The sequence below is a fragment of the Micromonospora sp. NPDC006766 genome, assembly GCF_040636055.1.
GTDB lineage: Bacteria > Actinomycetota > Actinomycetes > Mycobacteriales > Micromonosporaceae > Micromonospora.
This window is the reverse complement of record NZ_JBEYIX010000041.1, coordinates 24,591-47,925: the sequence shown is the minus strand read 5'-3', so window position 1 is coordinate 47,925 and position 23,335 is coordinate 24,591. Positions and strand designations below refer to the sequence as shown.

Below are 23,335 nucleotides of genomic sequence, written 5' to 3'. Positions count from 1 at the left end.
TGGCAGGAGTTTCTATGTTGTCCGCACGCTCGCTACTTGTTCGCGGCATGCTCGTCGGCCTTGCCGCCGGTGCCGTCACCTTCCTGTTCGCCACGTTCTTTGGTGAAGGCCCGGTCGGTCAGGCCATCGATTTCGAGTCCATGCATGCCGCCGCGCACGGCGAAGGCGACGAGCACGAACTGTTCAGCCGCACCGTGCAGAGCACCGTCGGCCTGGGCACCGCCACGCTGGTGTACGGCGTCGCGCTCGGCGGCCTGTTCGCCCTTGTCTTCGCTGTCGCGTACGGCCGGATCGGTCGTTTCAGCCCCCGCGCGACCGCCGCGCTCGTCGCGCTCGGCGGCTTCCTGACCGTCGCGTTCGTACCCTTTCTCAAGTACCCCGCCAACCCGCCGGCCACCGGCGACCCGGACAGCCTGGGCGAACGAACCGGCCTGCATTTCCTCATGATCGTGATCGCGGTCGCGGTCGGGCTCCTCGCCCTGTATTTCGGGCGCTGGCTGCATCCCCGCTACGGCACGTGGAACGCCACCATCGCGGCCGTCGGCGCGTTCGTCGTACTCATCGCCATCATCCAGATGGCCCTCCCGGCAATCAACGAGATCCCCGAAGGCTTCCCCGCCTCCGTACTCTGGGAGTTCCGGCTCGCCTCGCTCGGCACCCAGCTCGCCACCTGGACCGTCCTGGGACTGCTCTTCGGCGTGGTCGCCGGACCTCGCATGCGCCGGCGTGCGGCCACGACGGAGGAGGCGGCGGTCGGCGTCGGCCGTTGAGCCGTAACGCGCGACCCGACGCGATCGTGATGCTGCAGTGATTGTTGGTGGTGCCCGCCTCGCTCAAGCTGCCGAGGCGGGCACCGGCCGTGGTGGGGGGCGCTCCGGGCTTGTGGCGCGAGGGTAGGCCCGACCCCGACCATCCCGGAACTCGCCCCGCCGATGGAAGTGAACGGTATGCAGGTGTTTTCTGAGCGACGGGTGCTCATCCTCGGCGGCACCGCCGAGGCACGGGCCCTCGCCGCCCTGCTCGTCGACCAGCCGGCGACGAGGGTGATCTCCTCACTGGCCGGGCGGGTCGCCGATCCCCGCCTACCGGTGGGTGAGGTACGTGTCGGCGGGTTCGGCGGCGCCAGCGGCCTGGCGCGGTGGCTCACCACGCACCGCATCGACGCCGTCGTGGACGCGACCCACCCGTACGCGGCCCGGATGCGGGCCGCCGCGGTCGACGCCGCCGCCACCGCCGGCGTGGCCCATCTACGGCTGGAACGACCGGGCTGGACAGCCCAGCAGGGCGACCGGTGGCACCGCGTACCCGATGTGGACGCCGCGGCGCGGATGCTGCCGAGGCTCGGGCGACGGGTGCTGTTGACCACCGGCCGGCAGAGCATCTCGGCGTTCCTGCCGCTGACCGGACTGTGGATCCTCGCCCGGGTCGTCGACGCGCCGGCGGAGCCGATCCCCGCCCACGTCCGGCTGTTGCGCAGTCGCGGCCCCTACACCCTTGAGGGCGAACTGGAGTTGATGCGTACCCACCGCATCGACGTGCTGGTGACCAAGGACAGCGGGGGCCCGCTCACGGAAGCGAAACTCGCGGCCGCACGCCGCCTCGAGCTCCCGGTGCTGATGATCGAGCGTCCCGCACCCGTCGCCTCCTCGACGGCGGTGGCCACGGTCGAGGAGGCGATGGACTGGCTGTCCGCCCTGCCGACTCAGCCGGGATAGGTACGCGGAGTCCAGACCACGGTGGACCCGTCGCCCCTCGTGCTGACCTGGGTCGTCGACGAGCCGACGATGAGCAGGCAGCGCATGTCCACCGTCTCCGGATCGAGCTCGGCCAGCGTGGTGACGGTGATCGTCTCACCGACACGACCGACGTCGCGGGCGACCACCACGGGTGTCTTCGCGTCGCGGTGGCGCGCCAGCACGTCGCGGGCGGCGCCGACCTGCCAGCGGCGGCTGGCCGAGGCCGGGTTGTAGAGTGCCAGGACCAGGTCGGCTGCGGCGGCCGCCGCGAGCCGGGCCTCGATGACCGGCCACGGCTTGAGCCGGTCGGAGAGCGACATCACCGCGAAGTCGTGGCCGAGCGGTGCGCCGATCCGGCTCGCCGCGGCCTGCGCCGCAGTGAGGCCGGGCAGGACCCGCACGGGGACATCCGCGAACCGCTCGTGCGCGGTGGCCACCTCGTAGACGGCGCTGGCCATGGCGAAAACTCCGGGATCACCGGAGGAGACGACCACCACCCGGGCGCCGGCGAGCGCGAGTTCCAGGGCGTGCGCGGCCCGTTCGGTCTCCACCTGGTTGCCTGAGGTGTGCCGCTGCTGGCCCGGGCGCACCGGCACGCGGTCGACGTAGGGGCCGTAGCCGACCAGGTGCTCGGCCTCGCGCAGCGCCCGCGCCACCTCCGGGGTCAGCCACCGGGGTCCGGCCGGGCCGAGGCCGACGACCACGACTTCCCCCGCTTGCCCCGGGGTCGGGGCCGGCGACTCGTCCCGGGCGGCCGCGCTGGTCGGGCTGGGCAGCAGGGCCAGCGAGAAATACGGCACCTCATCGGCCGGCACCTCGGCCAAGGGAGCCTGCCGTCCCCGCTGCGAGGTGGCCCGCTCCACATACCACGTCTCGGGCAGCCGGCCGGCGTCCTCGACGGCGGCGCGGACGTTGTCGAAGGTGCGGCCCAGCTTGAGCACTGCGGCGGCGTCGGTGTCGGCGAGCCGCCGGGCGAGTTCCTCGGCGGGCAGCGTACCGGGCAGGATGGTCAGCACCTCGTCGCGTTCGACCAGGGGCCGGCCGAGCACGGCGGAGGCGGCGCTGACCGACGTGACACCGGGCACCACCTCGGCGGGGAACCGGTGGGCGAGACGCTCGTGCAGGTACATGTAGGAGCCGTAGAACATCGGGTCGCCGGCGCAGAGCACCACGACGTCGCGGCCGGCGGCGAGATGGACGGCCAGCCGCTCGGCGCTGTCGTCGTAGAACTGGCGGATGACGCCCTCGTAGCCGGCCGGGTCGTCGGTGCCCTCGGTGGTGACCGGGTAGACCAACGGCTCGTGAAGCTGATGCTCGCGCAACAGGCCAGCGGCGATGGTACGGGCGATGCTGCGGCCGTGCCGGGCCGAGTAGTAGGCGATCACCTCGGCCTCGGCGATCAGCCGGGCGGCCTTGACCGTCAGCAGTTCCGGGTCGCCGGGTCCCACGCCGACGCCATAGAGCGTGCCGGGCTGCGTCATCGTCACTCCACCTCGCTCGCGATGCCGTTCACGGCCGCCGCGGTGACGGCGCTGCCGCCACGGCGACCGTGCACGACCAGGTACGGGATCCCCGCCGGGTGTGCGGCGAGGGCCTGCTTGGACTCGGCCGCGCCGATGAACCCGACGGGCACCCCCACGATGGCGGCCGGTCGGCCGACGCCCTCGTCGATCATCTCGAGCAGCCGGAACAGTGAGGTGGGGGCGTTGCCGATCGCCACCACCGCTCCGTCGAGCCGGTCCCGCCACAGTTGCATCGCGGCGGCGCTGCGCGTGGTGCCGAGATCCCGCGCCAGGTCCGGCACCGCCGGGTCGCGCAGCGTGCAGAGCACCTCGTTGTCGGCGGGCAGCCGGCTGCGGGTGATGCCGGCTGCGACCATCGCCGCGTCGCACAGCACCGGCGCGCCCGCCTTCAGTGCCGCGTGGCCCGCGGCGACCACCTCGGGGTGCGCGTCCACGTCGTTGACCAGGTCGACCATGCCGCAGGCGTGGATCATCCGGACCACCACCCGGGACACGTCGGCGGGGAACCGGGACAGGTCGGCCTCGGCGCGGATGGTGGCGAACGAGCGGCGGTAGATCTCCGCGCCGTCGCGGACGTAGTCGTAGCTCATCGAGGTCTCCGTGCCTGTGCCACCCGCTCGGGCAGCGGGCCGTGATGATCATCCCCACGGGGACTCGCGACACGGTAACCGGTGCCGGTGGCCACGGCGACGGCGGCCGGGCCGGGCGGACGCCCGCAGCAGCGGTCGCAACCGGCCCAGTGCAGCGGAAGCGCACCGGCAGCGGGCGGGCCTGTGGCGGTGAGGGCGGCCGTGGCGTCGGCGCGCACGTCGGCCAGGGCGCTGCCGCAGCCTGGCCGGCCGGTGCAGGCGGTCACCCCCACCCAGGGCGATGCCGGATCGACGACGAGCCCGACCTCGGCCAGCCGGGGCGCCGTCACTGTGGGCGGCCCGGGCACGACGATCGTGCGCCAAGGGGTCACCACCACGGGCCCATCAGCCAGGGCCGCCACGGTGTTGGCCTGTTCGGTGGTGAGCCGACCGAACGGCGCCGCCGCGACCACGAAGCCGGCCGGGTGCGGGCCGACCTGGGGCGGCGCGCCGCGCGGCGGGTCGACCGGGTCGGCGTGCGGACCGTCCAGCGCGGCGACGATCGCCGTGGGCACGTCCGGCAGGTCTGTGATGCGCCACACGTCTCGCCGGCCGCCGCGCTGGCGCAGGAACGCCCGTACGGCGACGACCACCGCCTCGCCGACCTTGTCGGCGCCGGTCCGCAGCCCGACGTCCCGCCCGGCCAGCAGCAGCGCGCCGCTGCCGGCCGTCCAGCATAGATCGGCGCCGAGAGTGGCGACGTCGCCCCGGCCGTCGTCGAGCGCGATCAGGAAACGGCCGCTGAGCTCGGCGAGGTCACCGGCCGCGCAGAGTGCGGCGTCGACGGCCGCCACCACGGGACGGACGTCGACGCGTCCGGCCCCGTCCAGGCCGCTCAGGGGCGAGGCGACGATGTTGCGGACCCGCTCGTGGGTGGCGCTGGGCAACAACCCCGACTCCACCAGGACTTCGGCGATCCGGTCGACGGCGTGAGGGTCGGGGATGCCGCGCAACTGCACGTTCCCCCGGGAGGTCAGCTCCAGCGCGCCGTCGGCGTCGCGCCGCGCGGCCATCGCCAGGCGGCGCAGTTGCGGGACGCTGAGCCGGCCCCCGGGGACGCGTATCCGCACCAGCAAGCCGTCGGCGGCCTCGTGAGCCCGCAGCACCCCGGGGCACCGGTCGCCGCCGGAACGGTCGGACGGGGAGGAGACAGCGGGCACCGGCTCATCGTAGAGTCAGGATCTCGGCGCAGATCTGCGCCGAGATCAGCATCACGCGGTCGGCGTGGAGGAACCCGGTGCGAGTCCGGGGCGGTCCCGCCACTGTCATCGGCTCGGCACACCAGGTGCCGGGTCGAGAGCCAGACACTCCGGTCGGCCGCGACCGACGACCACGGGCGCGGACCCGGGGGAGGAGTCAACCATGCCCGGTCTGGTGACCGCATGATCCTGCTGTTGTCCACCTCGGACACCGATCTGCTCAGTGCCCGGGCCAGCGGTGCGGCGTACCGGCTGGCCAACCCGGCCCGGGTGGGTGAGGAACCCGAGGCGTTGGCCGGGCTGCTGGCCGATGTCGAGCTGGTGGTGGTGCGTATCCTCGGCGGCTATCGGATGTGGCAACGTGGCCTGGACGCGCTGCTCGCCGGTGACCTGCCGGTGGTCGCTCTCGGCGGCGAGCAGTTGCCGGACGCGGACCTGATGGCGCGCTCCACGGTGGCGCAGGGCATCGCGGCGCAGGCGCACGCCTACCTGGCCCAGGGTGGGCCGGGCAACCTTCGGGAGTTGCACGCCTTCCTCAGCGACACGGTGCTGCTGACCGGCCAGGGGTTCGCGCCGCCGGTCGAGCAGCCCACCTGGGGGGTGATGCCGCGTCCCGCGTCCACGGTGGCCGGTCCGACCGTGGGGATTCTCTACTACCGGGCGCATCAGCTCAGCGGCAACACCGCCTTCGTGGAGGCCCTGTGCGCGGCGGTCGAGGACGCCGGCGGGGTGCCGTTGCCGGTGTTCTGCGCGAGCCTGCGTACCCCCGATGCGGGGCTGCTGGAGACCCTCGGCCGGGCCGACGCGCTGCTGGTCACCGTGCTCGCCGCTGGGGGGACCCGGCCGGCGGAGGCGTCCGCCGGCGGCACTGACGAGTCGTGGGACGTCGGTGCGCTGGCCGCGCTGGACGTGCCCATCCTGCAGGCGCTGGCGCTCACCCAGGATCGGGCGACGTGGGTCGACAGCGACGACGGGCTCAGTCCGTTGGACGCGGCCACCCAGGTGGCGGTGCCGGAGTTCGACGGCCGGCTGATCACGGTGCCGTTCTCGTTCAAGGAGACCGACGCCGACGGGCTGCCGCACTACGTCGCCGATCCGGAACGTGCCCGCCGGGTCGCCGGGATCGCGGTGCGGCACGCCCGCCTGCGGCACGTACCGCCGACCGAACGGCGGATCGCGGTGGTGCTGTCGGCGTACCCGACCAAGCACGCCCGGGTCGGCAACGCCGTCGGGTTGGACACCCCCGCCAGCGCGGTACGGCTGCTGCGGGCGCTGCGCGAGCGGGGCTACGACGTCGGCCCGGTCGAGGGTCCCGACGCGCTGCCCGGCCTGGTGCCCGGCGGCGACGGCGAAGACGCCGACGGTGACCGCCTCATTCACGCCCTGATCGCGGCAGGCGGGCAGGACCCGGAGTGGCTCACCGAGGAGAAACTGGCCGGCAACCCGGTACGTGTCCCGGCGGCCACCTACCGCCGCTGGTTCGACGCGCTGCCGGCCGAGCTGCGCGAGGCGATGACCACACATTGGGGACCGCCACCGGGTGAGCTTTTCGTCGACCGGTCGCGCGGTGGGGACGGTGAGATCGTGCTGGCCGGCCTGCGCGCCGGGAATGTGCTGCTGATGATCCAGCCGCCGCGCGGGTTCGGGGAGAACCCGGTTGCGATTTACCACGACCCGGACCTGCCGCCGACGCACCACTACCTGGCCGCGTACCGGTGGCTGGACGAGCAGTTCGGCGCGCACGCCGTGGTGCACCTGGGCAAGCACGGGTCGCTGGAGTGGCTACCCGGCAAAAATCTTGGCCTGTCCGCGGGCTGCGGGCCGGACGCGGTCCTCGGTGAGTTGCCGCTGATCTATCCGTTCCTGGTCAACGACCCGGGCGAGGGGGCGCAGGCCAAACGCCGGGCGCACGCCACCATCGTGGACCACTTGGTGCCGCCGATGGCGCGGGCGGAGAGCTACGGCGACATCGCGCGGCTGGAGCAGCTGCTCGACGAGCACGCAAACATCGCCACCATGGACCCGGCGAAGCTGCCCGCCATCCGGGGACAGATCTGGACGCTGATCCAGGCCGCCCGGCTGGACCATGACCTCGGGCTGGACCAGCGGCCGCACGACGCCGAGTTCGACGACTTCCTGCTGCACGTGGACGGCTGGCTGTGTGAGATCAAGGACGCCCAGATCCGCGACGGGCTGCACGTGCTCGGCGAGGCACCGACCGGCGAGGCCCGCGTCAACCTGATGCTGGCCATCCTGCGCGCCCGCCAGGTATTCGGCGGGCAGGCCGACGCCGTGCCCGGGTTGCGCGCCGCCCTCGGCCTCGACGAGACCGCGGCGGAGCAGACCGCCGAGGTGGACCGGATCGAGGCGGTGGCCCGGCAGCTGGTCGAGGCGATGGAGCGCCACCACTGGGCGTCCGACGCGGTGGACCAGGTCAGCGCCGAGGTGCTCGGCGCGGACGACCCGCGCGGCCACACCGTACGGCGAGTGCTCTCCTTCGCCGCCACCGAGGTGGCGCCGCGGCTGGCCGGTACCGCCGGGGAGCTGGAGGCGGTCCTGCACGCCCTCGACGGCGGTTACGTTCCCGCCGGGCCGAGCGGTTCGCCCCTGCGCGGGCTGGTGAACGTGCTGCCCACCGGCCGTAACTTCTACACCGTTGACCCGAAGGCGATCCCCAGCCGGTTGGCCTGGGAGACCGGACAGGCCATGGCCACCTCGTTGCTGGAGCGCTATCGCAGCGACACCGGCGACTGGCCACGCTCGGTCGGGCTGTCGGCCTGGGGCACGTCGGCGATGCGTACCGCCGGCGACGACATCGCCGAGGTCCTCGCACTCATCGGCGCGCAGCCGATCTGGGATCCCGCGTCCCGGCGGGTCACCGGCTTCGAGATCATCCCGCTGGCCGACCTGGGGCGGCCCCGCATCGACGTCACGCTGCGCATCAGCGGCTTCTTCCGGGACGCCTTCCCCCACGTGGTGATGCTGCTCGACGATGCGATCCGCGCCGTGGCCGCCCTCGACGAGCCGGAGGAGGCGAACTACCTCGCCGCGCATGCTCGCGCCGACGCCGCCCGGCACGGCGACGAGCGCCGTGCCACCACCCGCATCTTCGGCTCCAAGCCGGGGGCGTACGGGGCGGGACTGCTGCCGCTGATCGACAGCGGCAACTGGCGCGACGACGCCGACCTGGCTGAGGTGTACACGGTCTGGGGTGGCTTCGCCTACGGCCGCGACCTGGACGGCCGGCCTGCCCGGGAGGATATGGAGCAGGCGTACCGGCGGATCGCGGTGGCGGCGAAGAACACCGACACCCGTGAGCACGACATCGCCGATTCCGACGACTACTTCCAGTACCACGGCGGGATGATCGCCACGGTGCGGGCGTTGACCGGGCAGGCGCCGCGCGCGTACATCGGCGACAGCACCACCCCGGACGCGACCCGGACCCGGTCGCTGACCGAAGAGACGGCGCGGGTGTTCCGGGCCCGGGTGGTCAACCCGCGCTGGCTCGCAGCGATGCGCCGGCACGGCTACAAGGGCGCGTTCGAGATGGCCGCCACGGTGGACTACCTGTTCGGTTACGACGCGACCGCCGGGGTGGTCACCGACTGGATGTACGAGCAACTCGCCCAGAGCTACGTGCTGGACCCGGAGAATCAGCAGTTCCTGCGCCGGTCGAACCCGTGGGCGCTGCGCGGCATCGTCGAGCGGCTCACCGAGGCCGCCGACCGGGGGCTGTGGGCCAAGCCCGACCCGGCGTTGATGGACGCGCTGCGGCAGGCGTACCTGGAGGTGGAGGGCGACCTGGAGGACGCCGGCTGACCTGCTCCGCCCCCGGGGCCGGTCCGGCCCCGGGGGCGCGCTCAGGCGTCCGCGGGCTGGGCGGCGTCAACGAACGCCGCGACCTGCCCCACAACGGTGACGGCGGGCGCGCACAGACCGTGGGCGGCGGCGACCGCGGCGATGTCATCCAGTCGGCCCGACAGGACCCGCTGCCGGTCGGTGCCGCCATTCTCGATGCTGACCGCCGGGGTGGCCGGGTCCATGCCCTGCGCCAGCAGCGCCGCGGCCACCTCGGGCAGGGTCTGCACCGCCATCAGCAGCACGATGGTGGTTCCCGCCCGGGCCACGCCGGCCCAGTCGACGGTGCTGCCCGGATCACCGGGGGGCAGGTGGGCCGACACGACGGTGAAGCCCTGGGTGAGACCACGGTGGGTCACCGGCACCCCGGCCAGCTCCGGTACGGCGATGGCACTGGAGATGCCCGGCACCACCTCGACCGGCAGGCCGGCGGCCCGGCACGCCTGCGCTTCCTCCATGCCGCGGCCGAAGACGAACGGGTCGCCGCCCTTGAGCCGCACCACCCGGTGCCCGGCGGAGGCCTCCTCGACGAGGATCTGGTTGATCCGCTCCTGCGGGACGAACGCGCCGCGCGGCACCTTCGACACGTCGATGACCCGCACCCCGGGCCGCAGCTCGCGCAGCAGGGCGTGCGGCACGAGCCGGTCGGCAACCACGACATCGGCCCCGGCGAGGCGATCCAGTCCCCGCTGCGTGATCAGCCCCGGATCGCCGGGGCCGGCGCCCACGAGGGTGACCCGGCCGACGGTGGCTGGGTGGACCTCCGCGGCCGGCGACGCGACAGCGGGGCGTGGCGCCCGCGGCGCGGGCACCGCCACCCCGGTGGCGTGCCGGTGGACGGCGGCGGCGAACCGAGCGGCCAGGTCCGGATGCCCGGCCCAGTGCACGTGCAGATAGGAGGCGTGCACGTTGCCATCCGGACCGCCGACGATGCCGTCGAGCGTCGGTGCGGCGGTGCCGTGCGCCGCCGATGGGCGGGGCCGGAAGCGCCAGGCGGGCTCCGCACCGGCCGCGGCCTCGACGCGGGTGCGGTGGAACTCGTGCCCGGTGACCAGGTCGTCGGCGTCGGCGATCATGCTGGCGGTGGCGGCGCTGGCCTCCCGGTAGCCCAGCACCAGCCGGTCGGTCATCCAGGCGCGCGCGGGAAGCACGCCGGCCATCGCCGCGCCGTCGAGGTCCTGGGCGAGGTAGAGCAGGCCGGCGCACTCGGCCACGACCGGCAGGCCGGCCGTCGCGGCGGCGGCCACCGCCCGGCGCAGCGGCGCGTTGTCCGCCAGCCCGCCGGCGTACACCTCGGGGAATCCACCGCCGAGGTAGAGCCCGGCGGTGTCCTCGGGCAGGGTCGGATCCTGCAACGGGTCGACGGGGGCCAGCCGGAGGCCGGCGGCGGCGAGCAGTTCGTCGGTTTCGGCGTACCGGAAGGTGAATGCTGGCCCCGACGCGACGGCCACGGTCGCGTCGACGGTGAGGCCGGCGAGTTCGGCGGCCGGGTCCCAGGCGGGACCAGACAGGGCGGGTGCGCGGCGGGCGACCGCGACGACCGCGTCGAGGTCGACGCCGGCCGCGATGTGCGCGGCGAGGGCGTCGACCGTGCGTCGCGCGGCGGCGACCCGCTCGGCGGCCGGCACCAGGCCGAGGTGCCGGCTGGGGGTGTCCAGCGACGGGTCGCGGCGCAGTACCCCGAGCACCGGGATGCCGGTGACGGCGAGCGCCTCCCGGACCTCCGCCTCGTGGGTCACCGAGCCGACCTTGTTCAGGATGACCCCGGCGACGGTGAGCTGCGGGTCGAAGGTGGCGAAGCCGTGGACCAGCGCGGCGATGCTGCGCGAGGCGCCGGAGACGTCCACGACGAGCAGCACCGGGGTGCGGGTCAGCCGGGCCACGTGCGCGGTGGAGGCGAACCCGGCGCGGCCGACGGCGCCGTCGAGTAGGCCCATCACGCCCTCGATGATCGCGAGGTCGGCGGGCGCACCGACAGTGGCGCCGTGCCGCAGCAGCGGCAGGACGCGCTCCTCGCCTTGGAGGAACGGGTCGAGGTTGCGGCCGCGGCGGCCGGTGGCCAGCTCGTGGTAGCCGGGGTCGATGTAGTCCGGGCCGACCTTGTGGCCGCTGACGGTTAGGCCGCGCTGCCGCAGCGCCGCCATCAGGCCCGTGGCCACCGTCGTCTTGCCCTGCCCGGAGGCGGGAGCGGCGATGAGCAGCCGTGGGGGGAGGGTCACCATTCGATCCCCCGCTGGCCCTTCTGTCCGGCGTCCATCGGATGCTTGATCTTGGTCATCTCGGTGACCAGGTCCGCGGCGTCGACCAGTCGCGGGTCGGCGTCCCGGCCGGTGATGACAACGTGCTGGTGGCCGGGTCGCTGTTGCAGCGTCTCCACCACGTCGTCGACGTCGACCCAGCCCCACTTCATCGGGTAGGTGAACTCGTCGAGCACGTAGAGGTTGTGTTCGCTCGCGGCGAGCCGGCGCTTGATCTCCGCCCAGCCCTCGGCGGCCTGCTCGGCGTGGTCGGCCTCCGTGCCGCGGGTGCGGCTCCAACTCCACCCGGCACCCATCTTGTACCAGGAGACCGGACCACCCTGCCCGGTCTGCTCGTGGACCTGGCCGAGGGCACGCAGCGCGTTCTCCTCGCCGACCGTCCACTTGGCGCTCTTGACAAACTGGAAGACAGCGATCGACCAGCCCTGGTTCCAGCCGCGCAGCGCAAGCCCGAAGGCGGCGGTGGACTTGCCCTTCATCTGCCCGGTGTGGACGATCAGCAGCGGCCGGTGGCGACGCTGGCGGGTGGTGAGACCGTCGTCGGGGACGGCGACCGGTTGTCCCTGTGGCATCAGGCGGCTCCCATTCTGCGCTGGGTGGCGGTGCGGGATCGCACCGCGTGGGTGAGCGAGTCGGCGGCGACATCTTCCAGGGGCATGTGCTCCCCGCCGAGAGTGACGGCGAGGTCCGCGGCCAGCCCCATCCGGACCCGGCCCTGCTCGCAGTCGACGACCACGGCGGAGACGCCGTCAGAGGCGAGTAGCCGGGCCGCGTGCCGAGCACGGGCCACGGCGTCCGGACCGGCGGTGGCGCGCCCGTCGGTCACCACCAGCAGCAGCGGACGCCGCCGCGGGTCGCGGATCCGCTCGACGCGCAGCACCTCGCGGGCGCGCAGCAGGCCCTCCGCCAGCGGAGTGCGGCCCCCGGTCGGCAACGCTTCCAGGCGGGTCGCTGCCACCTCCACGCTGGCGGTGGGCGGCAGGGCCACCTCGGCGTCGGCGGCCCGGAAGGTCACCAGCCCGACCTTGTCGCGGCGCTGGTAGGCGTCCAACAGCAGGGACAGCACCGCCGCCTTGACCGCACCGACGCGCTGCCGGGCACCCATCGACCCGGAGGCGTCCAGGCAGAACAGGATCAGGTTGCTTTCCCGGCCCTGCCGCACCGGCAGCCGGACGTCCACTGGGCGGACCACAATGCCGGGGCCTCGCCGCCCGCGGGCTCGCTGGTGCGGCGCGGCGGCGCGCAGCGTCGCCACCAGGTGCGGTCGGCCGGGCAGCCCGTCGGTGGCACGCCGTGCGCCGACGGTGCGTCCGCTGGTGGTGAGCGCGGCGGACCGGCGTCCGGCCGCACCGGCGCCGGTCCCGCTGACCTGCAACAGTCGCGCCCGGTAGGGCGCGGCAGCCGGCACCGGCGCGGCACGGGGCCGATCACCGCCGGATCCGGTAGCCGGTCGGGTGTCGGAGCGCTGCCGGTACGGCCGCTCGTCGTCGCGCCCGCCGTCCGCCGCCTCGCCCGGTACACCGCCGTCGGGTGGCCCGTCAGGGTCGTCGGGGCCGTCGGGGCCCTGGGGGCCGTCCGGAGGCGTCGGGTCGTCCGAGGGCGGCTCCGGCTCGCCCCCGGGCGGCGGCTCGTCCAGGCCAGCGTCGCTCAGAGCGCGGTCAAGTTCCGCCTGGTCCTGCTGGGGAGGGTCGAACGGGTTGCGGCGTTGGCGATGCGGCAGGGCCAGCCGGGCGGCGACCCGAACGTCACCGACCACCACCTCGGTTCGTCCGCACCAGGCGGCGTGCGCGATCGCGGTGCGGGCGATGACCAGATCCGCGCGCATCCCGTCGACCTCGGCGGCGGCGCAGAGGGCGGCGATGCGGGTCACCATGGCGTCGTCGAGGCGCACCGCCGGCAGCAGCTTCCGGGCGTGGGCGACCTGGGCGCCCAGCGCCGCGTCGGCGTCGGCGTAGCGGGCGGCGAAGCCGTCCGGGTCGGCCTCGTACGCCAGGCGCCGGCGCATCACCTCGGCCCGCACCTGCGGGTCCCGGCTCGCGGCGACCTCGACGGTGAGACCGAATCGGTCCAGCAGCTGCGGCCGCAGCTCCCCCTCCTCGGGGTTCATGGTGCCCACCAGCACGAACCGGGCCGCGTGGGTCACCGACACGCCGTCGCGCTCCACCGTGGCCCGCCCCATCGCCGCCGCGTCGAGCAGCACGTCGACCAGGTGATCGTGGAGCAGGTTGACCTCGTCGACGTACAGCAGACCGCGATGGGCGGCGGCCAGCAGACCCGGATCGTAGGCGGTCACGCCCTCGCTGAGTGCGCGTTCGAGGTGCAGCGCGCCGAGGACCCGGTCCTCGCCGGCTCCGACCGGCAGTTCCACCAGCCGGGCGGGCCGGGCGCGCGCGGGCGGCGAGGCCGGGTGCGGTCCGTCCGGGCAGTGCGGGTCGACCACAGCCGGATCGCAGGAGAAGCGGCAGCCGTCCACCACCTCGATGGGCGGCAACAGGGCTGTCAGGGCCCGGACCGTGGTGGATTTCGCCGTGCCCTTCTCACCCCGGACCAGCACACCACCGATCGCCGGGGAAACTGCGCACAGACTCAACGCCAACGCCATGTCGTCCATGCCGACGACGGCGGAGAACGGGTACGACCGCACGGTCACACCTTTCACCTCGCGCGGGTCCTCGCCCACGGCCGGTCACGAACCACGCCGCCGAATGGCGGCGCGGTACGGCTCAGCGAGTGTCTGGCTCCCGAATACGGCACAGGGCCGCACCGGTCACAGTGGCGGGACCGCCCCGGACTCACCGACCCTGCTCGGGCCGCCTCACCGGTGTTCCTCACCGCGCCGTCGCCGCCGATGATGTCACACCCGCCCCCCGGAGCGGCAGAGCCGTGGCCTCCTGCACTACCGTTGCGCCGCGTGAAGTCCATGACGTTCGACGAGCCGGTCACCGTCGTCGGCATCGGCGCGGACGGCTGGGCGGGCCTCGGCGAGCGCGGACGCGGCGCGCTCCAGCACGCGCAGGTGATCCTGGGTGGGCAACGGCACCTCGACCTGCTGCCGGCAACCGTACCGGCGCAGCGGGTGCCCTGGCCGGCGCCGCTGCTGCCCGCCCTGCCCAATCTGCTCGCCGCACATGCCGGGCGGCGGGTCTGCGTGCTGGCCAGCGGCGACCCGATGTGGTTCGGCATCGGCAGCCACCTGGTGCGGCTGCTCGGTCCCGAGCAGGTACAGGTGGTCACCCACCCGTCGTCGATCACGCTCGCCTGCGCGCGGATGGGCTGGCCGGTGGAGCAGGTCACTGTGCGGAGCGCGGTGGGCCGCCACCTTGACAGCATCCGCCGCGACCTCGTCCCGGGCCGGCTCCTGCTGGTACTCAGCCAGGACGCGGCCACGCCCGCCGCGATGGCTCGCATCCTCGCCGACACCGGCTACGGTGCCAGCGAGATGACCGTCCTGGCCGCGCTCGGTACGGATCGAGAACACCGGGTCGACGGCCGTGCACAGGAGTGGGCCACCGAGCCCGGCGATGCCCTCAACATCGTCGCCGTCCGGCTCGCCGCCGCGGCCGGTACCCGCGTGCTGGCCACGATGCCAGGGCTGCCCGACGACGCCTTCGACCACGACGGTGCCCTCACCAAACGGGAGGCGCGGGCGCTCGCCCTGTCCCGCCTCGCCCCCACCGCCGGTGAGCTGCTCTGGGACGTCGGCGCCGGCTCTGGCAGCATCGCCATCGAGTGGCTGCGCAGCGACCCGACAACCTCGGCGGTCGCGGTGGAGAGCCGCGACGACCGTGCTGACCGCATTGCCGGAAACGCCCGCACCCTCGGCGTGCCGCAGCTGCGCGTCGTACGTGGCCGAGCGCCGGAAGCCCTCGCCGGCCTACCCGCGCCCGACGCGGTGTTCGTCGGCGGAGGGCTCACCGCACCGGGAGTGTTCGACGCGGCCTGGGACGCGCTCCGCCCCGGCGGACGACTCGTCGCCCATGCGGTCACGCTCGAAGGCGAACGAGAACTCGCAGACCAGGCGACCCGGCGCGGCGGGGACCTCACCCGCCTGTCGATCGAACGCGCCGCGCCGCTGGGCAGTTTCACCGGCTGGGCACCCGCCCGACCGGTCGTGCAGTGGGCGGTGAGGAAGTCATGACCGTTTATTTCATTGGCGCAGGGCCGGGCGCAGCTGACCTGATCACGGTGCGCGGCCAGCGCATTCTCGCCCGAGCCCGGGTCTGCCTGTACGCCGGCAGCCTCGTCCCCGCCGACCTGCTCGCCACCTGCCCACCCGAAGCGCGGCTGGTCGACACCGCCGAGCTGACCCTCGACGAGATCGTCGCGGCAATGACCGACGCCCACCGCGACGGGCACGACGTGGCGCGGCTGTGCTCCGGCGACCCCGCCGTGTTCAGCGCCGTCGCCGAGCAGGCACGCCGCCTGGACGCCGCCGACGTCCCGTACGAGATCGTCCCCGGAGTCCCGTCGTACGCCGCGGCCGCTGCCGCGCTGGGCCGGGAGCTGACCGTGCCGACGGTGGGGCAGACCGTGATCCTCACCCGCACCCAGGCGCGCTCGACGCCGATGCCACCCGGAGAGGACCTCGCCGAGCTGGGCCGCAGCCGCGCCACCCTGGTACTGCACCTGGCCGTCGCCCGCACTCGCCAACTCGCCGACCAGTTGGTCCCGCACTACGGCGCGGATTGCCCGGCCGCTGTGGTCGCCAACGCCAGCCGGCCCGACGAGATCATCCTGCGGGGCACCCTGGCCGACATCGCGGACCAGGTCGAGGCACACGGCATCCGCCGCACCGCAGTCATCATGGTCGGCGCCGTCCTGGCCGCCGACTCATTCCCCGACAGCTACCTCTACTCCCCGGGACGAGACCGCGACGCGAAGCGCCCGGCCGTTCGGGCAGGGTGACGCGGGTGCGGACGATCCTCATCATCGGCATCGGCGCGGGCGACCCCGGTCAGCTCACCCTGGCCGCCACGGAGGCGATGCGGCGGGCCGACGTGTTCTTCCTGCTCGACAAGGGCGCCGAAAAGCACGACCTGATCGCGCTGCGGCAGGAGCTGATGGCCGGCTTCGCTCGCCCCGACCACCGGGCCGTCGAGGTACGGGACCCCGACCGGGACCGCAGCGCCGACGGTTACGTCAGAGCAGTCGACGACTGGCGGCGCGAGCGAGCCGACCTGCTGGAAGCAGCCATCGCCGAGCACCTGCCGGACGACGGTTGCGGCGCCTTCCTGGTCTGGGGAGATCCAGCCCTTTACGACAGCACCCTGGCCGTCGTCGAGGACATCCTGGCCCGCCAACGCATCACCTTCACCTACACGGTGATCCCCGGCATCAGCAGCGTGGCCACCCTCGCCGCGCGACACCGGATCGGCCTCAACCGGGTCGGCCGTCCATTCCTGGTCACCACCGGCCGCCGCCTGGCCGCGCAGCTGCCGCACGACGTCGACGACATCGTGGTGATGCTCGACGCACACTGCGCCTTCACCCAGTACGTGGACGAGGATCTGGACATTTTCTGGGGCGCCTACCTCGGCACCGCGGACGAGATCCTCATCGCCGGGTACCTGCCGGACGTGGCGGAATGCATCGTCCGCACCCGTCGGGAGGCCCGGGAACGCAAGGGCTGGATCATGGACACGTACCTGCTGCGCCGCCGCGACCGGCCAATTTCCGCCCGCGCTGCGTCAAGGCCATGACCCGCGTTGTTGCCGGTCATGGCCTTGATATCCATTCCTGTCGCCAACTCAGCCGGTAGGTGCGGGTGATGCTCTGCTCCACCGCGCTGCCGTCCGTGTCGGCCGCGCTGACCTGCCATGAGGTTGAGCCCGATTGGGTGCCGGAGGCCTTTGCAACGTGGTGGCGCCAGCGGTACGTCGCGGCGGCGGGGTTCGAGTCGCACGACACGGAGGTGACGAGGTGGGCCAGAAGATCGACAGGGTCGCGGTGGTCGTGGACGGCAGCGAGTGGGTGGCGGTACGGCCGGAGGACTTCGAACGCCTGGACGCCTCCCGCCGGCAGGTAGGCGCGACCGCCGCCCGGGCGACCCGGCTTCAGCACGAGGTGCGCCTGGCGCGGGCCCGCCTGGCACGGATCGAGGCGATTCTCGCCGAGGCAGATTCGGCCGACTGCGTCTGCGAGCGTCTCACCTCGGCGCTGGACGGCCCGAGTGCGGCTCGGCCGGTCGTCAGAAGTCGTCGTCGAAAGTGACGCTCCAGGTCACCCCGACTTGGTACGCCGACACCCGCCGAATCTGCGGCACGAGGCTCCCGGTCGAGGCATCGGATCTCGGTCGACTGCTGTCCTACCTGGACCCCTGCCCTCATCGATCTCCGGCGTACTCGCGCCCGTCGTGACCAGCATGATCACGACGAAAGGGCTCAGTCTGGATGGGGCGGCAGGGCGGGTCCTTGACCGTTCGCCGTAACGAACTCGGTAACGGCGATGGCCTGCCAGGGGAGGAGCGGTCGACATGGGACGGCATTGGGACGTGATGCGTGATGCCGTTCTGTCCGGATGTGCGGATGTATCGGGCCGTTCTGGCATGGCGTGACAGGATCGTTGTAAAACTGGGGGTCTTCCCTGAAGGAGCGGGGCCGGTCAAGTATCGAACGTCGGGTGTTTTTATTCGTTTTCTGCTGGTTTCCTGGGCGGGTGTGGGCACGCGTCGTCGAGGGGTCGGTGTCAAGGCTCGACCGGAGGTCGACCCGTAGGGCTCGGTCTTGACGCCGGTCCCGGGCGGCGCATCATCGTGGCGCCGGGAACGCGGTGGTTCGGTTGTGGGGCCGCTTGCTTCAGTGCCCGTAATGGACGATGTCGCGGGACCGGTGGTCCGGTTGCCGGTCATCCCTTCGCCGTGCACGCTGTGGCGGCATGCAGTGGTGCGGCTGCAGCCAGGCGGGGTCAATCAAGTTCACTCGACCGCGCCACCGTTGGTGGGGGTCATACCCCCAGCGACCTCGCGTCCTGGCTGCGCCGGGCTGGTGGTCACGCTGGTCGGGCCAGGCAACGGATGTGCCCGTCGCGTAGCCCGTAGAAGACCAGCGTGAGGAGTTTGCGGGCCGCGTAATTAATCCTGGCGACGCTCGGTGAAAGGTGCAGGGGTGTCGTCATTTAGTTGCATTTTCAACAATCTGGGTTGCGTCGAAGCACTTACCAGAGATTTGTGTTCCACCTATCACACCAATCCGGCGAAGGTTGAATGAACCGCAGCAGCCCCTGCCGATCATTCCGAATTGCCCGGCCGGGTCTCCTCGGTCTTGCCCACGTCTCGAAGGGCGGGGTTCCATGACCCTTGTCGCCGGCTCTGAGCAGGGACTTCTACGCGGTTCGCGAGCGGTTCCGGTGCGTAGTGGCCAGGAGCGGATGCTCGTGCTGATGTCGGTGCCTACCGTGCAGTCCGCGGCCGCGCTGAGTCACACCTCTGCTGGTGGAATTGGGAAGTTCGCGCTGAACACGTTGTCCGGGTCGTAGGTACGTTTGATCTGCCGCAGCCGGGCGAGGTTGGTCTCGCCGAACGCGTCGAGCAGCCGTCCGGGCCGGCTGTCGGTGTCGAAGGACAGGTAGAGGCCGTCGGTGTGCGGCGCGACCTCGGCGTCCCAGGCGGCATCGAGCGAGGACTGCGATGCACCCATGGCGGTGAGCAGGAAGTTCTGGTGCCGGTGCGGGTAGGCGGTTGCGTCAGGAGCCAGGTCGTGCGCGGCGCCACCGGTCGCGCGTACCTGCATGAAATAGGACAGCCCCGAGTGCGCGATCATCTCGAACGCGCGGCTCACGTCATCGTCGAGGTGTGTGACCAGGCCCGAGCGCACTGCCGGGTTCCCGCCGCCGAAGTGGTGTTTGTCGGCCGGCTGCACCACGCCCGAGTAGGGCAGCAGGTATCCCTGGTGCCCCAGCAGTGGGCCGGCCTCGGCGAGCCGCTCCAGCTCGCTCACCGCGGCGTTCGTGTCGTCGCCGGCATACACCGACACGAGATGGGCGACCGGGTCCTGGCCGCGGCGAGCGGGGGAGAGGATGAGGAAGCTGGTGAGCTCACGCGGGGCCTTCTCCACGGCGGCACCCCACCGCTGCAGGAGCTGGGCCGGGGCACGGGCGTCCAGGGTCATCTGGGAGAAGACGACCTCACGCAGCGCCATCGCCTCGACCTCGACCCACGTCACCACACCGAGGTTTCCTCCGGCGCCGCGCAGGCCCCAGAACAGGTCGGGGTTCTCCTCGGGTGAGGCGTGCAGCACCTTCCCGTCGGCGGTCACGACCTGCGCAGCGACGACGTGGTCGATCGTCAGACCGTACGTGCGGCCGAGCAGGCCGATCCCACCCGTGGTCGCCAGGCCGCCCACGCCCACGCCGCCGAAGTCGCCCGAGCTGATCGCCCATCCGTGCGGCACCAGCGCCTGGGCGACCTTGCCCCAGGTCGCACCTGGGCCCAGCCGCACCCGGCGCGTGGCCGGGTCGACGACCTCGATGGCGTCGAGTGCGCCGACGTCGAGCACGATGCCGCCGTTGTTCGTGGAACGGCCGCTGATGCCGTGACCGCCCGAGCGCACACCGAGCGCCACGTCCTGGGATCGCGCGTACGCGAGGCCCTCGACGACCTGCTCGACGGTCCGCGGACGCAGCACCAGGCCAGGGGAGCCGGTGCGCAGGTAGTTGTGCCGCACCGACTCGTAGGCGCGGTCTGCGGGCTCAACGGCGTCGGCCGCGAGGCTCGCCGGCACGTTGTCGTAGTCGATCCCGCCGCGCCGCCGTGCGATCGCGGCCGTCCCGCGGCGGGCGGCAGCGGGGACGGTGCCGGCGGTGGCCCGCTCGCGAGCCACCGCCTCGAGCACGGCGGGGGCGATCTCCTCGCCGAAGACCTGGATGAGCCGCGGGTCGTCCGAGCCCAGGATGAATGTGCTGATGCCGTCCTGGAGCGCCAGATTCGACAGTTGCTCCACCCACTGCTCGACCGGACCTTGCAGGAACCCCTGATGGGCCTCGGTGACCGCGCCGCCGATGTTCAGCAGACGGCGCACCTGCGCCGGGTTACGCCCAGCCTCCTCAGCCGCCTCGTCGATGATCTTGTTGCCGCGTCGCAGGTCGCCGTCGTTGAGGTAGGCCAGCGAGGGCAGCCAGCCGTCGGCCTTGCGTGCCACCAGACGTTGCATCCGCGGCTTGTAGGCGCCGACCCAGATCGGGATGTCGTGGGCCGGGGCCGGGCCGCGCTTGGCGCCGGCGACGCGGTGATGCTCGCCGTCGACGCGCAGCACACGGCGCTCGCGTGGATCCCAGACGCCGCGGATGATCTCGATGCCCTCCTCGAGGGCAGTAACGGACTCGCCCGGCGTCAGGCGGGTGCCGCCCATGGACTCGATCGCGTCCCAGAACCCGCCGGCACCGATGCCTAGCGCGAACCGGCCACCGGAGAGCAGGTCGAGCGACGCGGCCGCACGGGCCAGCACCGCCGGCGGGCGCAGCGGTAGATTCAGCACGTTGCCCGAGACCGTGATCCGCTGAGTCGACGCGGCCACCCAGGACAGCAGCGTCCAGGTGTCCAGGAACCCCGGCTGGTACGGGTGGTCCTGGAACGTCACCAGGTCCAGGCCGGCAGCCTCGGAGATCTGCGCGAGCCGTACCGGCTCCTGAGGGTCCCTGTTTTGCGGGGTGAGGAACGTGCCGAAGGCCAGTTCGTGGCCGTAGTCCGTCATGCCGAGCCCTCTCCGAGCCTCAAACTAATCTGCGAAACAGATGATATAATCAGCAACTAATAGTAGACGCATCGCATTCCCGGGTAGGGTGCAGAGCGTGACCTGCCCCACCTCGCCCGACCGCCACGCGCCGTCCGCGCAGCACTCCATGCTCGGCTGGTCCCTGACCGCCCTGCTGCGGGAGTGGAGCACGCGCGTCCAAGCGGCCTCCAGCGACCTGCCGCACGGGGCGCGCGGCTACCAAGTGCTCGCCGCCGTCGTGCACGAGGCACCACCCACGCAGGCCGCCCTGGCTGCCCGGCTCGGCATCGACCGCACCGTCATGACCTACCTGCTTGACAAGTTCGTCGAGTGTGGCCTCGTCGAACGCCAGCAGGACACCACCGACCGCCGCGCACGCCGCATCGTGCCGACCAAGTACGGTCGGCGCGTCCTCGCCGATCTCGACGCACGCGTCGCGCAGGCCGAGAACAAGCTGCTCTCCGGTCTCGCGCCCGAGGACCGACGTATCCTCCTCGCGCTGCTCGAACGCGCTGCTTCCGCGGCCGCACCCGATGACGACCGCTGCGCCGCTGTCGCGAGGTCGGTCGGACCAGCGCAGGGAGAACGAGGCACCGCGACCGCGACTCCTACGTGCGGTTACCAGGCAACCGGTGGCGCATCGCTGCAATCTGATTGATCCAGCTGCTCAGCCAAGTGATCGTTACAACGTCGCCGGCTTCCAGCATGCAGACCGGTGCGCCGCTGGCTGCACCCGCTGCGGGCAGCCACGCCGGCGACGCCGCCACCGGTACGGCCGGCGATCCCGAAACCCCGCCGTATCACCCGATGGATCATGACCGACCCTGACCGCCTCACCTCGGACGAACGCGCCCAGCTCACCGACGCGCTGGCCTGCGACGAGGACCCGGGACGAGTGGACCGAGGTGTTCGACGCGGCCGATGTGCGTGACCCCCGTGCTGTCGTTCACGGAGGCCGCCGCGCACCCGCACCTCACCGCGCGCTCGGCGATCGTCGCGCCCGGCGGTGTTCGGCAGGCCGGGCCGGCGGCCAGGTTCTCGCGTACTGTCAGTCCCGAGCCCGTCCTGGTATTTGGAAGACCAATCTCAGCCGCACTTCATTGACCAGGGCTTCCTGCTCAGTGACCTTTTCCGCAACGCCGAAGAGGTTGGTGCGGCCTCACAGCTCGAGCGGCAACCATGAACAGCAGTGCGGGCCGCCCGAAAGGCGGCCCGCACTGCTGTTCGCAGCACGCGGGTGGTTCAGGTCAGGGCGAGGGAACCTTCTCCGGCGCTGGCCGGCTCCTCGACCTTGATCATGTCGGCGACCTTCTCGCCGATCATGATGGCCGTGGCGGCCGGGCCGCGCGACGGGGTGTCCGGCAGGATGGAGACGTCGGCCACTCGGAGCCCGCTGACGCGTGCACCCAGCCGTGTTGGTCAACGACCGCCATCGGGTTGTCCGGTCGACCCATCTTCGCCGTGCCGGCGGTGTGCAGGGAAGTAATGAGGTGCGTGCGCGGCCAGGCGTCCAGCAGTCGGTCGTCGGTGAGGATCTTCTCGTCGATTCGGTGAGCCTCTTGAAGTACGGCTTGAACGCCTGCGTGCGCAGGATGGCGTCCGCGGTCCGGATGAGCTCCCGCATCCTGGCCCGGTCCCGCTCCGTGGACAGGTAGTTGAACTCCAGTTCCGGCTGCACGTGCGGGTCCGCGGACACCACCCGCAGGGTCCCGCGCGCCTCTTCGTTCTCGATCACCAGGGTGAAGGTGATGTCGTTGCGGTGCAGGGCCTGCTGCAGCGCCCGCTTGATCGACATGCCCTTGATGCTCTTCAACGTCTTGATGGGGCGACGCAACGAGCAGGCCGTGGCCGCGGGTGAGGGCGGGGCGTTCCTGCGCGAGGAGGGGTTGTACTCGTCGTTGATGAGTGAGTGGCGTCGGGCTCGTGACGCGGGTCTGCTGCAGGGCGGGGTGCCCGGGGAGTCGGTGGGGCGGCCGAGCGTGGAGCAGGCGGAGGCGGAAATGCCGAACGGCGGCCCGCTGAACCAGTCGGGCCGCCGTTCGCAGAATGGGGATCAGAGCGAGCGGATGTTCTCCGCCTGCAGACCCTTCTGACCCTGGGTGATGTCGAACTCCACCCGCTGGTTCTCATCGAGGCTGCGGAAGCCGCTCGACGAGATCGCGGAGAAGTGGGCGAAGACGTCGGCGCCGCCGCCGTCCTGGGCGATGAAGCCGAAGCCCTTGTCGCCATTGAACCATTTCACGGTACCGGTAGCCATGTCTGCTCCTTCGCAGGCTGTTGGAGACCGCGGTGTGCGGTCCCTTACGCCGCCGCGTTGATCACCCGCGCCGGAACCGACACGACAAACGAAAAAAGCGCCTGGCTGGGTTTCAGATAACCCCATCAGGCGCCGGAAACGTCTACGGAAATCAAAACTGCAACA

The 23,335-nt window shown here is 72.3% G+C and carries 18 protein-coding genes, 1 pseudogene and 2 riboswitches; of the genes and pseudogenes, 9 read left to right on the top strand and 10 right to left on the bottom strand.

All coding sequences use genetic code 11. The features are described 5' to 3' along the window. Nucleotides 1-14: 14 nt before the first annotated feature. The gene (locus ABZ671_RS25145) at nucleotides 15-770 is read left to right on the top strand and encodes a CbtA family protein (protein WP_357862450.1); all 756 of its coding nucleotides are present in this window, start codon (nucleotides 15-17) and stop codon (nucleotides 768-770) included. Nucleotides 771-953: 183 nt separating this feature from the next. Continuing rightward, complete coding sequence (locus ABZ671_RS25140; protein WP_357862447.1) at nucleotides 954-1,715, top strand: cobalt-precorrin-6A reductase; 762 nt, start codon at nucleotides 954-956, stop codon at nucleotides 1,713-1,715. On the opposite strand, the gene ABZ671_RS25135 is transcribed toward ABZ671_RS25140, so the two are convergent. From ABZ671_RS25135 to ABZ671_RS25125, 3 genes are read right to left on the bottom strand one after another with little or no spacing between them, the layout of a single operon-like run. After that, nucleotides 1,703-3,217, bottom strand: a complete 1,515-nt coding sequence (locus ABZ671_RS25135) for a precorrin-2 C(20)-methyltransferase (RefSeq protein WP_357862445.1) — start codon at nucleotides 3,215-3,217, stop codon at nucleotides 1,703-1,705. The genes ABZ671_RS25140 and ABZ671_RS25135 overlap by 13 nt on opposite strands. 2 nt (nucleotides 3,218-3,219) lie before the next feature. After that, nucleotides 3,220-3,849 (bottom strand): precorrin-8X methylmutase, encoded by a 630-nt coding sequence (locus ABZ671_RS25130; RefSeq protein WP_357862443.1) that lies wholly within the window; start codon nucleotides 3,847-3,849, stop codon nucleotides 3,220-3,222. After that, complete coding sequence (locus ABZ671_RS25125; protein ID WP_357862441.1) at nucleotides 3,846-5,048, bottom strand: precorrin-3B synthase; 1,203 nt, start codon at nucleotides 5,046-5,048, stop codon at nucleotides 3,846-3,848. The genes ABZ671_RS25130 and ABZ671_RS25125 overlap by 4 nt, the downstream gene beginning before the upstream one ends. A gap of 67 nt (nucleotides 5,049-5,115) precedes the next feature. Beyond that, nucleotides 5,116-5,198: riboswitch (cobalamin riboswitch) on the top strand. A gap of 72 nt (nucleotides 5,199-5,270) precedes the next feature. On the opposite strand from ABZ671_RS25125, the gene cobN reads away from it, so the two are divergent. Then, complete coding sequence (cobN, locus tag ABZ671_RS25120) at nucleotides 5,271-8,909, top strand: cobaltochelatase subunit CobN (RefSeq protein WP_357862438.1); 3,639 nt, start codon at nucleotides 5,271-5,273, stop codon at nucleotides 8,907-8,909. Between the two features lie 41 nt (nucleotides 8,910-8,950). Here cobN and ABZ671_RS25115 read toward each other — a convergent pair whose 3' ends face one another. Genes ABZ671_RS25115 through ABZ671_RS25105 form a run of 3 tightly spaced genes read right to left on the bottom strand, consistent with a single transcriptional unit; the run spans nucleotide 8,951 to nucleotide 13,856 of the window. Then, the gene (locus ABZ671_RS25115) at nucleotides 8,951-11,167 is read right to left on the bottom strand and encodes a cobyrinate a,c-diamide synthase (protein WP_357862436.1); all 2,217 of its coding nucleotides are present in this window, start codon (nucleotides 11,165-11,167) and stop codon (nucleotides 8,951-8,953) included. Then, a complete protein-coding gene (cobO, locus tag ABZ671_RS25110; RefSeq protein ID WP_357862434.1) occupies nucleotides 11,164-11,778 on the bottom strand; it encodes a cob(I)yrinic acid a,c-diamide adenosyltransferase in 615 nt (204 codons plus the stop codon). Before cobO ends, ABZ671_RS25115 begins: the two co-directional genes overlap by 4 nt. Further along, nucleotides 11,778-13,856, bottom strand: coding sequence for a magnesium chelatase subunit D family protein (locus ABZ671_RS25105; protein ID WP_357862432.1), 2,079 nt, complete (start codon nucleotides 13,854-13,856; stop codon nucleotides 11,778-11,780). Before ABZ671_RS25105 ends, cobO begins: the two co-directional genes overlap by 1 nt. 78 nt (nucleotides 13,857-13,934) lie before the next feature. After that, nucleotides 13,935-14,037: riboswitch (cobalamin riboswitch) on the bottom strand. Nucleotides 14,038-14,126: 89 nt separating this feature from the next. On the opposite strand from ABZ671_RS25105, the gene cbiE reads away from it, so the two are divergent. The 4 genes from cbiE (at nucleotide 14,127) to ABZ671_RS25085 (ending at nucleotide 17,416) form a co-directional block, all read left to right on the top strand. After that, the gene (cbiE, locus tag ABZ671_RS25100; RefSeq protein ID WP_357862468.1) at nucleotides 14,127-15,344 is read left to right on the top strand and encodes a precorrin-6y C5,15-methyltransferase (decarboxylating) subunit CbiE; all 1,218 of its coding nucleotides are present in this window, start codon (nucleotides 14,127-14,129) and stop codon (nucleotides 15,342-15,344) included. Beyond that, nucleotides 15,341-16,111, top strand: a complete 771-nt coding sequence (gene cobM / locus ABZ671_RS25095; RefSeq protein ID WP_357862430.1) for a precorrin-4 C(11)-methyltransferase — start codon at nucleotides 15,341-15,343, stop codon at nucleotides 16,109-16,111. Before cbiE ends, cobM begins: the two co-directional genes overlap by 4 nt. 5 nt (nucleotides 16,112-16,116) lie before the next feature. Next, nucleotides 16,117-16,905 carry a precorrin-6A synthase (deacetylating) gene (cobF, locus tag ABZ671_RS25090; RefSeq protein ID WP_357862428.1) on the top strand — a complete coding sequence of 263 codons (789 nt, stop codon included), beginning with the start codon at nucleotides 16,117-16,119 and terminating at the stop codon, nucleotides 16,903-16,905. Nucleotides 16,906-17,125: 220 nt separating this feature from the next. Next, on the top strand, nucleotides 17,126-17,416 hold the full coding sequence (locus tag ABZ671_RS25085) for a hypothetical protein (protein ID WP_357862426.1): 291 nt from the start codon (nucleotides 17,126-17,128) through the stop codon (nucleotides 17,414-17,416). A 777-nt stretch (nucleotides 17,417-18,193) separates the two neighbouring features. On the opposite strand, the gene ABZ671_RS25080 is transcribed toward ABZ671_RS25085, so the two are convergent. Further along, nucleotides 18,194-18,319, bottom strand: a complete 126-nt coding sequence (locus tag ABZ671_RS25080) for a hypothetical protein (RefSeq protein WP_357862424.1) — start codon at nucleotides 18,317-18,319, stop codon at nucleotides 18,194-18,196. A 302-nt stretch (nucleotides 18,320-18,621) separates the two neighbouring features. Next, nucleotides 18,622-20,892, bottom strand: coding sequence for an LLM class flavin-dependent oxidoreductase (locus ABZ671_RS25075; RefSeq protein WP_357862422.1), 2,271 nt, complete (start codon nucleotides 20,890-20,892; stop codon nucleotides 18,622-18,624). A gap of 97 nt (nucleotides 20,893-20,989) precedes the next feature. Between ABZ671_RS25075 and ABZ671_RS25070 the strand changes: the two genes are divergently transcribed. Further along, nucleotides 20,990-21,571: a MarR family winged helix-turn-helix transcriptional regulator gene (locus ABZ671_RS25070; protein WP_357862420.1), complete on the top strand. Its 582-nt coding sequence runs from the start codon at nucleotides 20,990-20,992 to the stop codon at nucleotides 21,569-21,571. Nucleotides 21,572-22,155: 584 nt separating this feature from the next. Here the strand turns inward: ABZ671_RS25070 and ABZ671_RS25065 are convergent. After that, nucleotides 22,156-22,708: pseudogene (locus tag ABZ671_RS25065) on the bottom strand (GMC oxidoreductase). Nucleotides 22,709-22,715: 7 nt separating this feature from the next. On the opposite strand from ABZ671_RS25065, the gene ABZ671_RS25060 reads away from it, so the two are divergent. Continuing rightward, nucleotides 22,716-23,006: a hypothetical protein gene (locus ABZ671_RS25060; protein WP_357862470.1), complete on the top strand. Its 291-nt coding sequence runs from the start codon at nucleotides 22,716-22,718 to the stop codon at nucleotides 23,004-23,006. On the opposite strand, the gene ABZ671_RS25055 is transcribed toward ABZ671_RS25060, so the two are convergent. Further along, nucleotides 22,967-23,170, bottom strand: coding sequence for a cold-shock protein (locus tag ABZ671_RS25055; protein WP_265009673.1), 204 nt, complete (start codon nucleotides 23,168-23,170; stop codon nucleotides 22,967-22,969). The genes ABZ671_RS25060 and ABZ671_RS25055 overlap by 40 nt on opposite strands. Nucleotides 23,171-23,335: the final 165 nt, after the last annotated feature.

Bases quoted from the DNA above. Each gene is read 5' to 3' on its own strand.
- ABZ671_RS25145 (WP_357862450.1), top strand. From the start codon at position 15: ATGTTGTCCGCACGCTCGCTACTTGTTCGCGGCATGCTCGTCGGCCTT.
- ABZ671_RS25135 (WP_357862445.1), bottom strand. From the start codon at position 3,217: ATGACGCAGCCCGGCACGCTCTATGGCGTCGGCGTGGGACCCGGCGAC.
- ABZ671_RS25130 (WP_357862443.1), bottom strand. From the start codon at position 3,849: ATGAGCTACGACTACGTCCGCGACGGCGCGGAGATCTACCGCCGCTCG.
- cobN (WP_357862438.1), top strand. From the start codon at position 5,271: ATGATCCTGCTGTTGTCCACCTCGGACACCGATCTGCTCAGTGCCCGG.
- cobO (WP_357862434.1), bottom strand. From the start codon at position 11,778: ATGCCACAGGGACAACCGGTCGCCGTCCCCGACGACGGTCTCACCACC.
- cbiE (WP_357862468.1), top strand. From the start codon at position 14,127: ATGACGTTCGACGAGCCGGTCACCGTCGTCGGCATCGGCGCGGACGGC.
- cobM (WP_357862430.1), top strand. From the start codon at position 15,341: ATGACCGTTTATTTCATTGGCGCAGGGCCGGGCGCAGCTGACCTGATC.
- ABZ671_RS25080 (WP_357862424.1), bottom strand. From the start codon at position 18,319: ATGACGACACCCCTGCACCTTTCACCGAGCGTCGCCAGGATTAATTAC.
- ABZ671_RS25075 (WP_357862422.1), bottom strand. From the start codon at position 20,892: ATGACGGACTACGGCCACGAACTGGCCTTCGGCACGTTCCTCACCCCG.
- ABZ671_RS25060 (WP_357862470.1), top strand. From the start codon at position 22,716: ATGCTCTTCAACGTCTTGATGGGGCGACGCAACGAGCAGGCCGTGGCC.
- ABZ671_RS25055 (WP_265009673.1), bottom strand. From the start codon at position 23,170: ATGGCTACCGGTACCGTGAAATGGTTCAATGGCGACAAGGGCTTCGGC.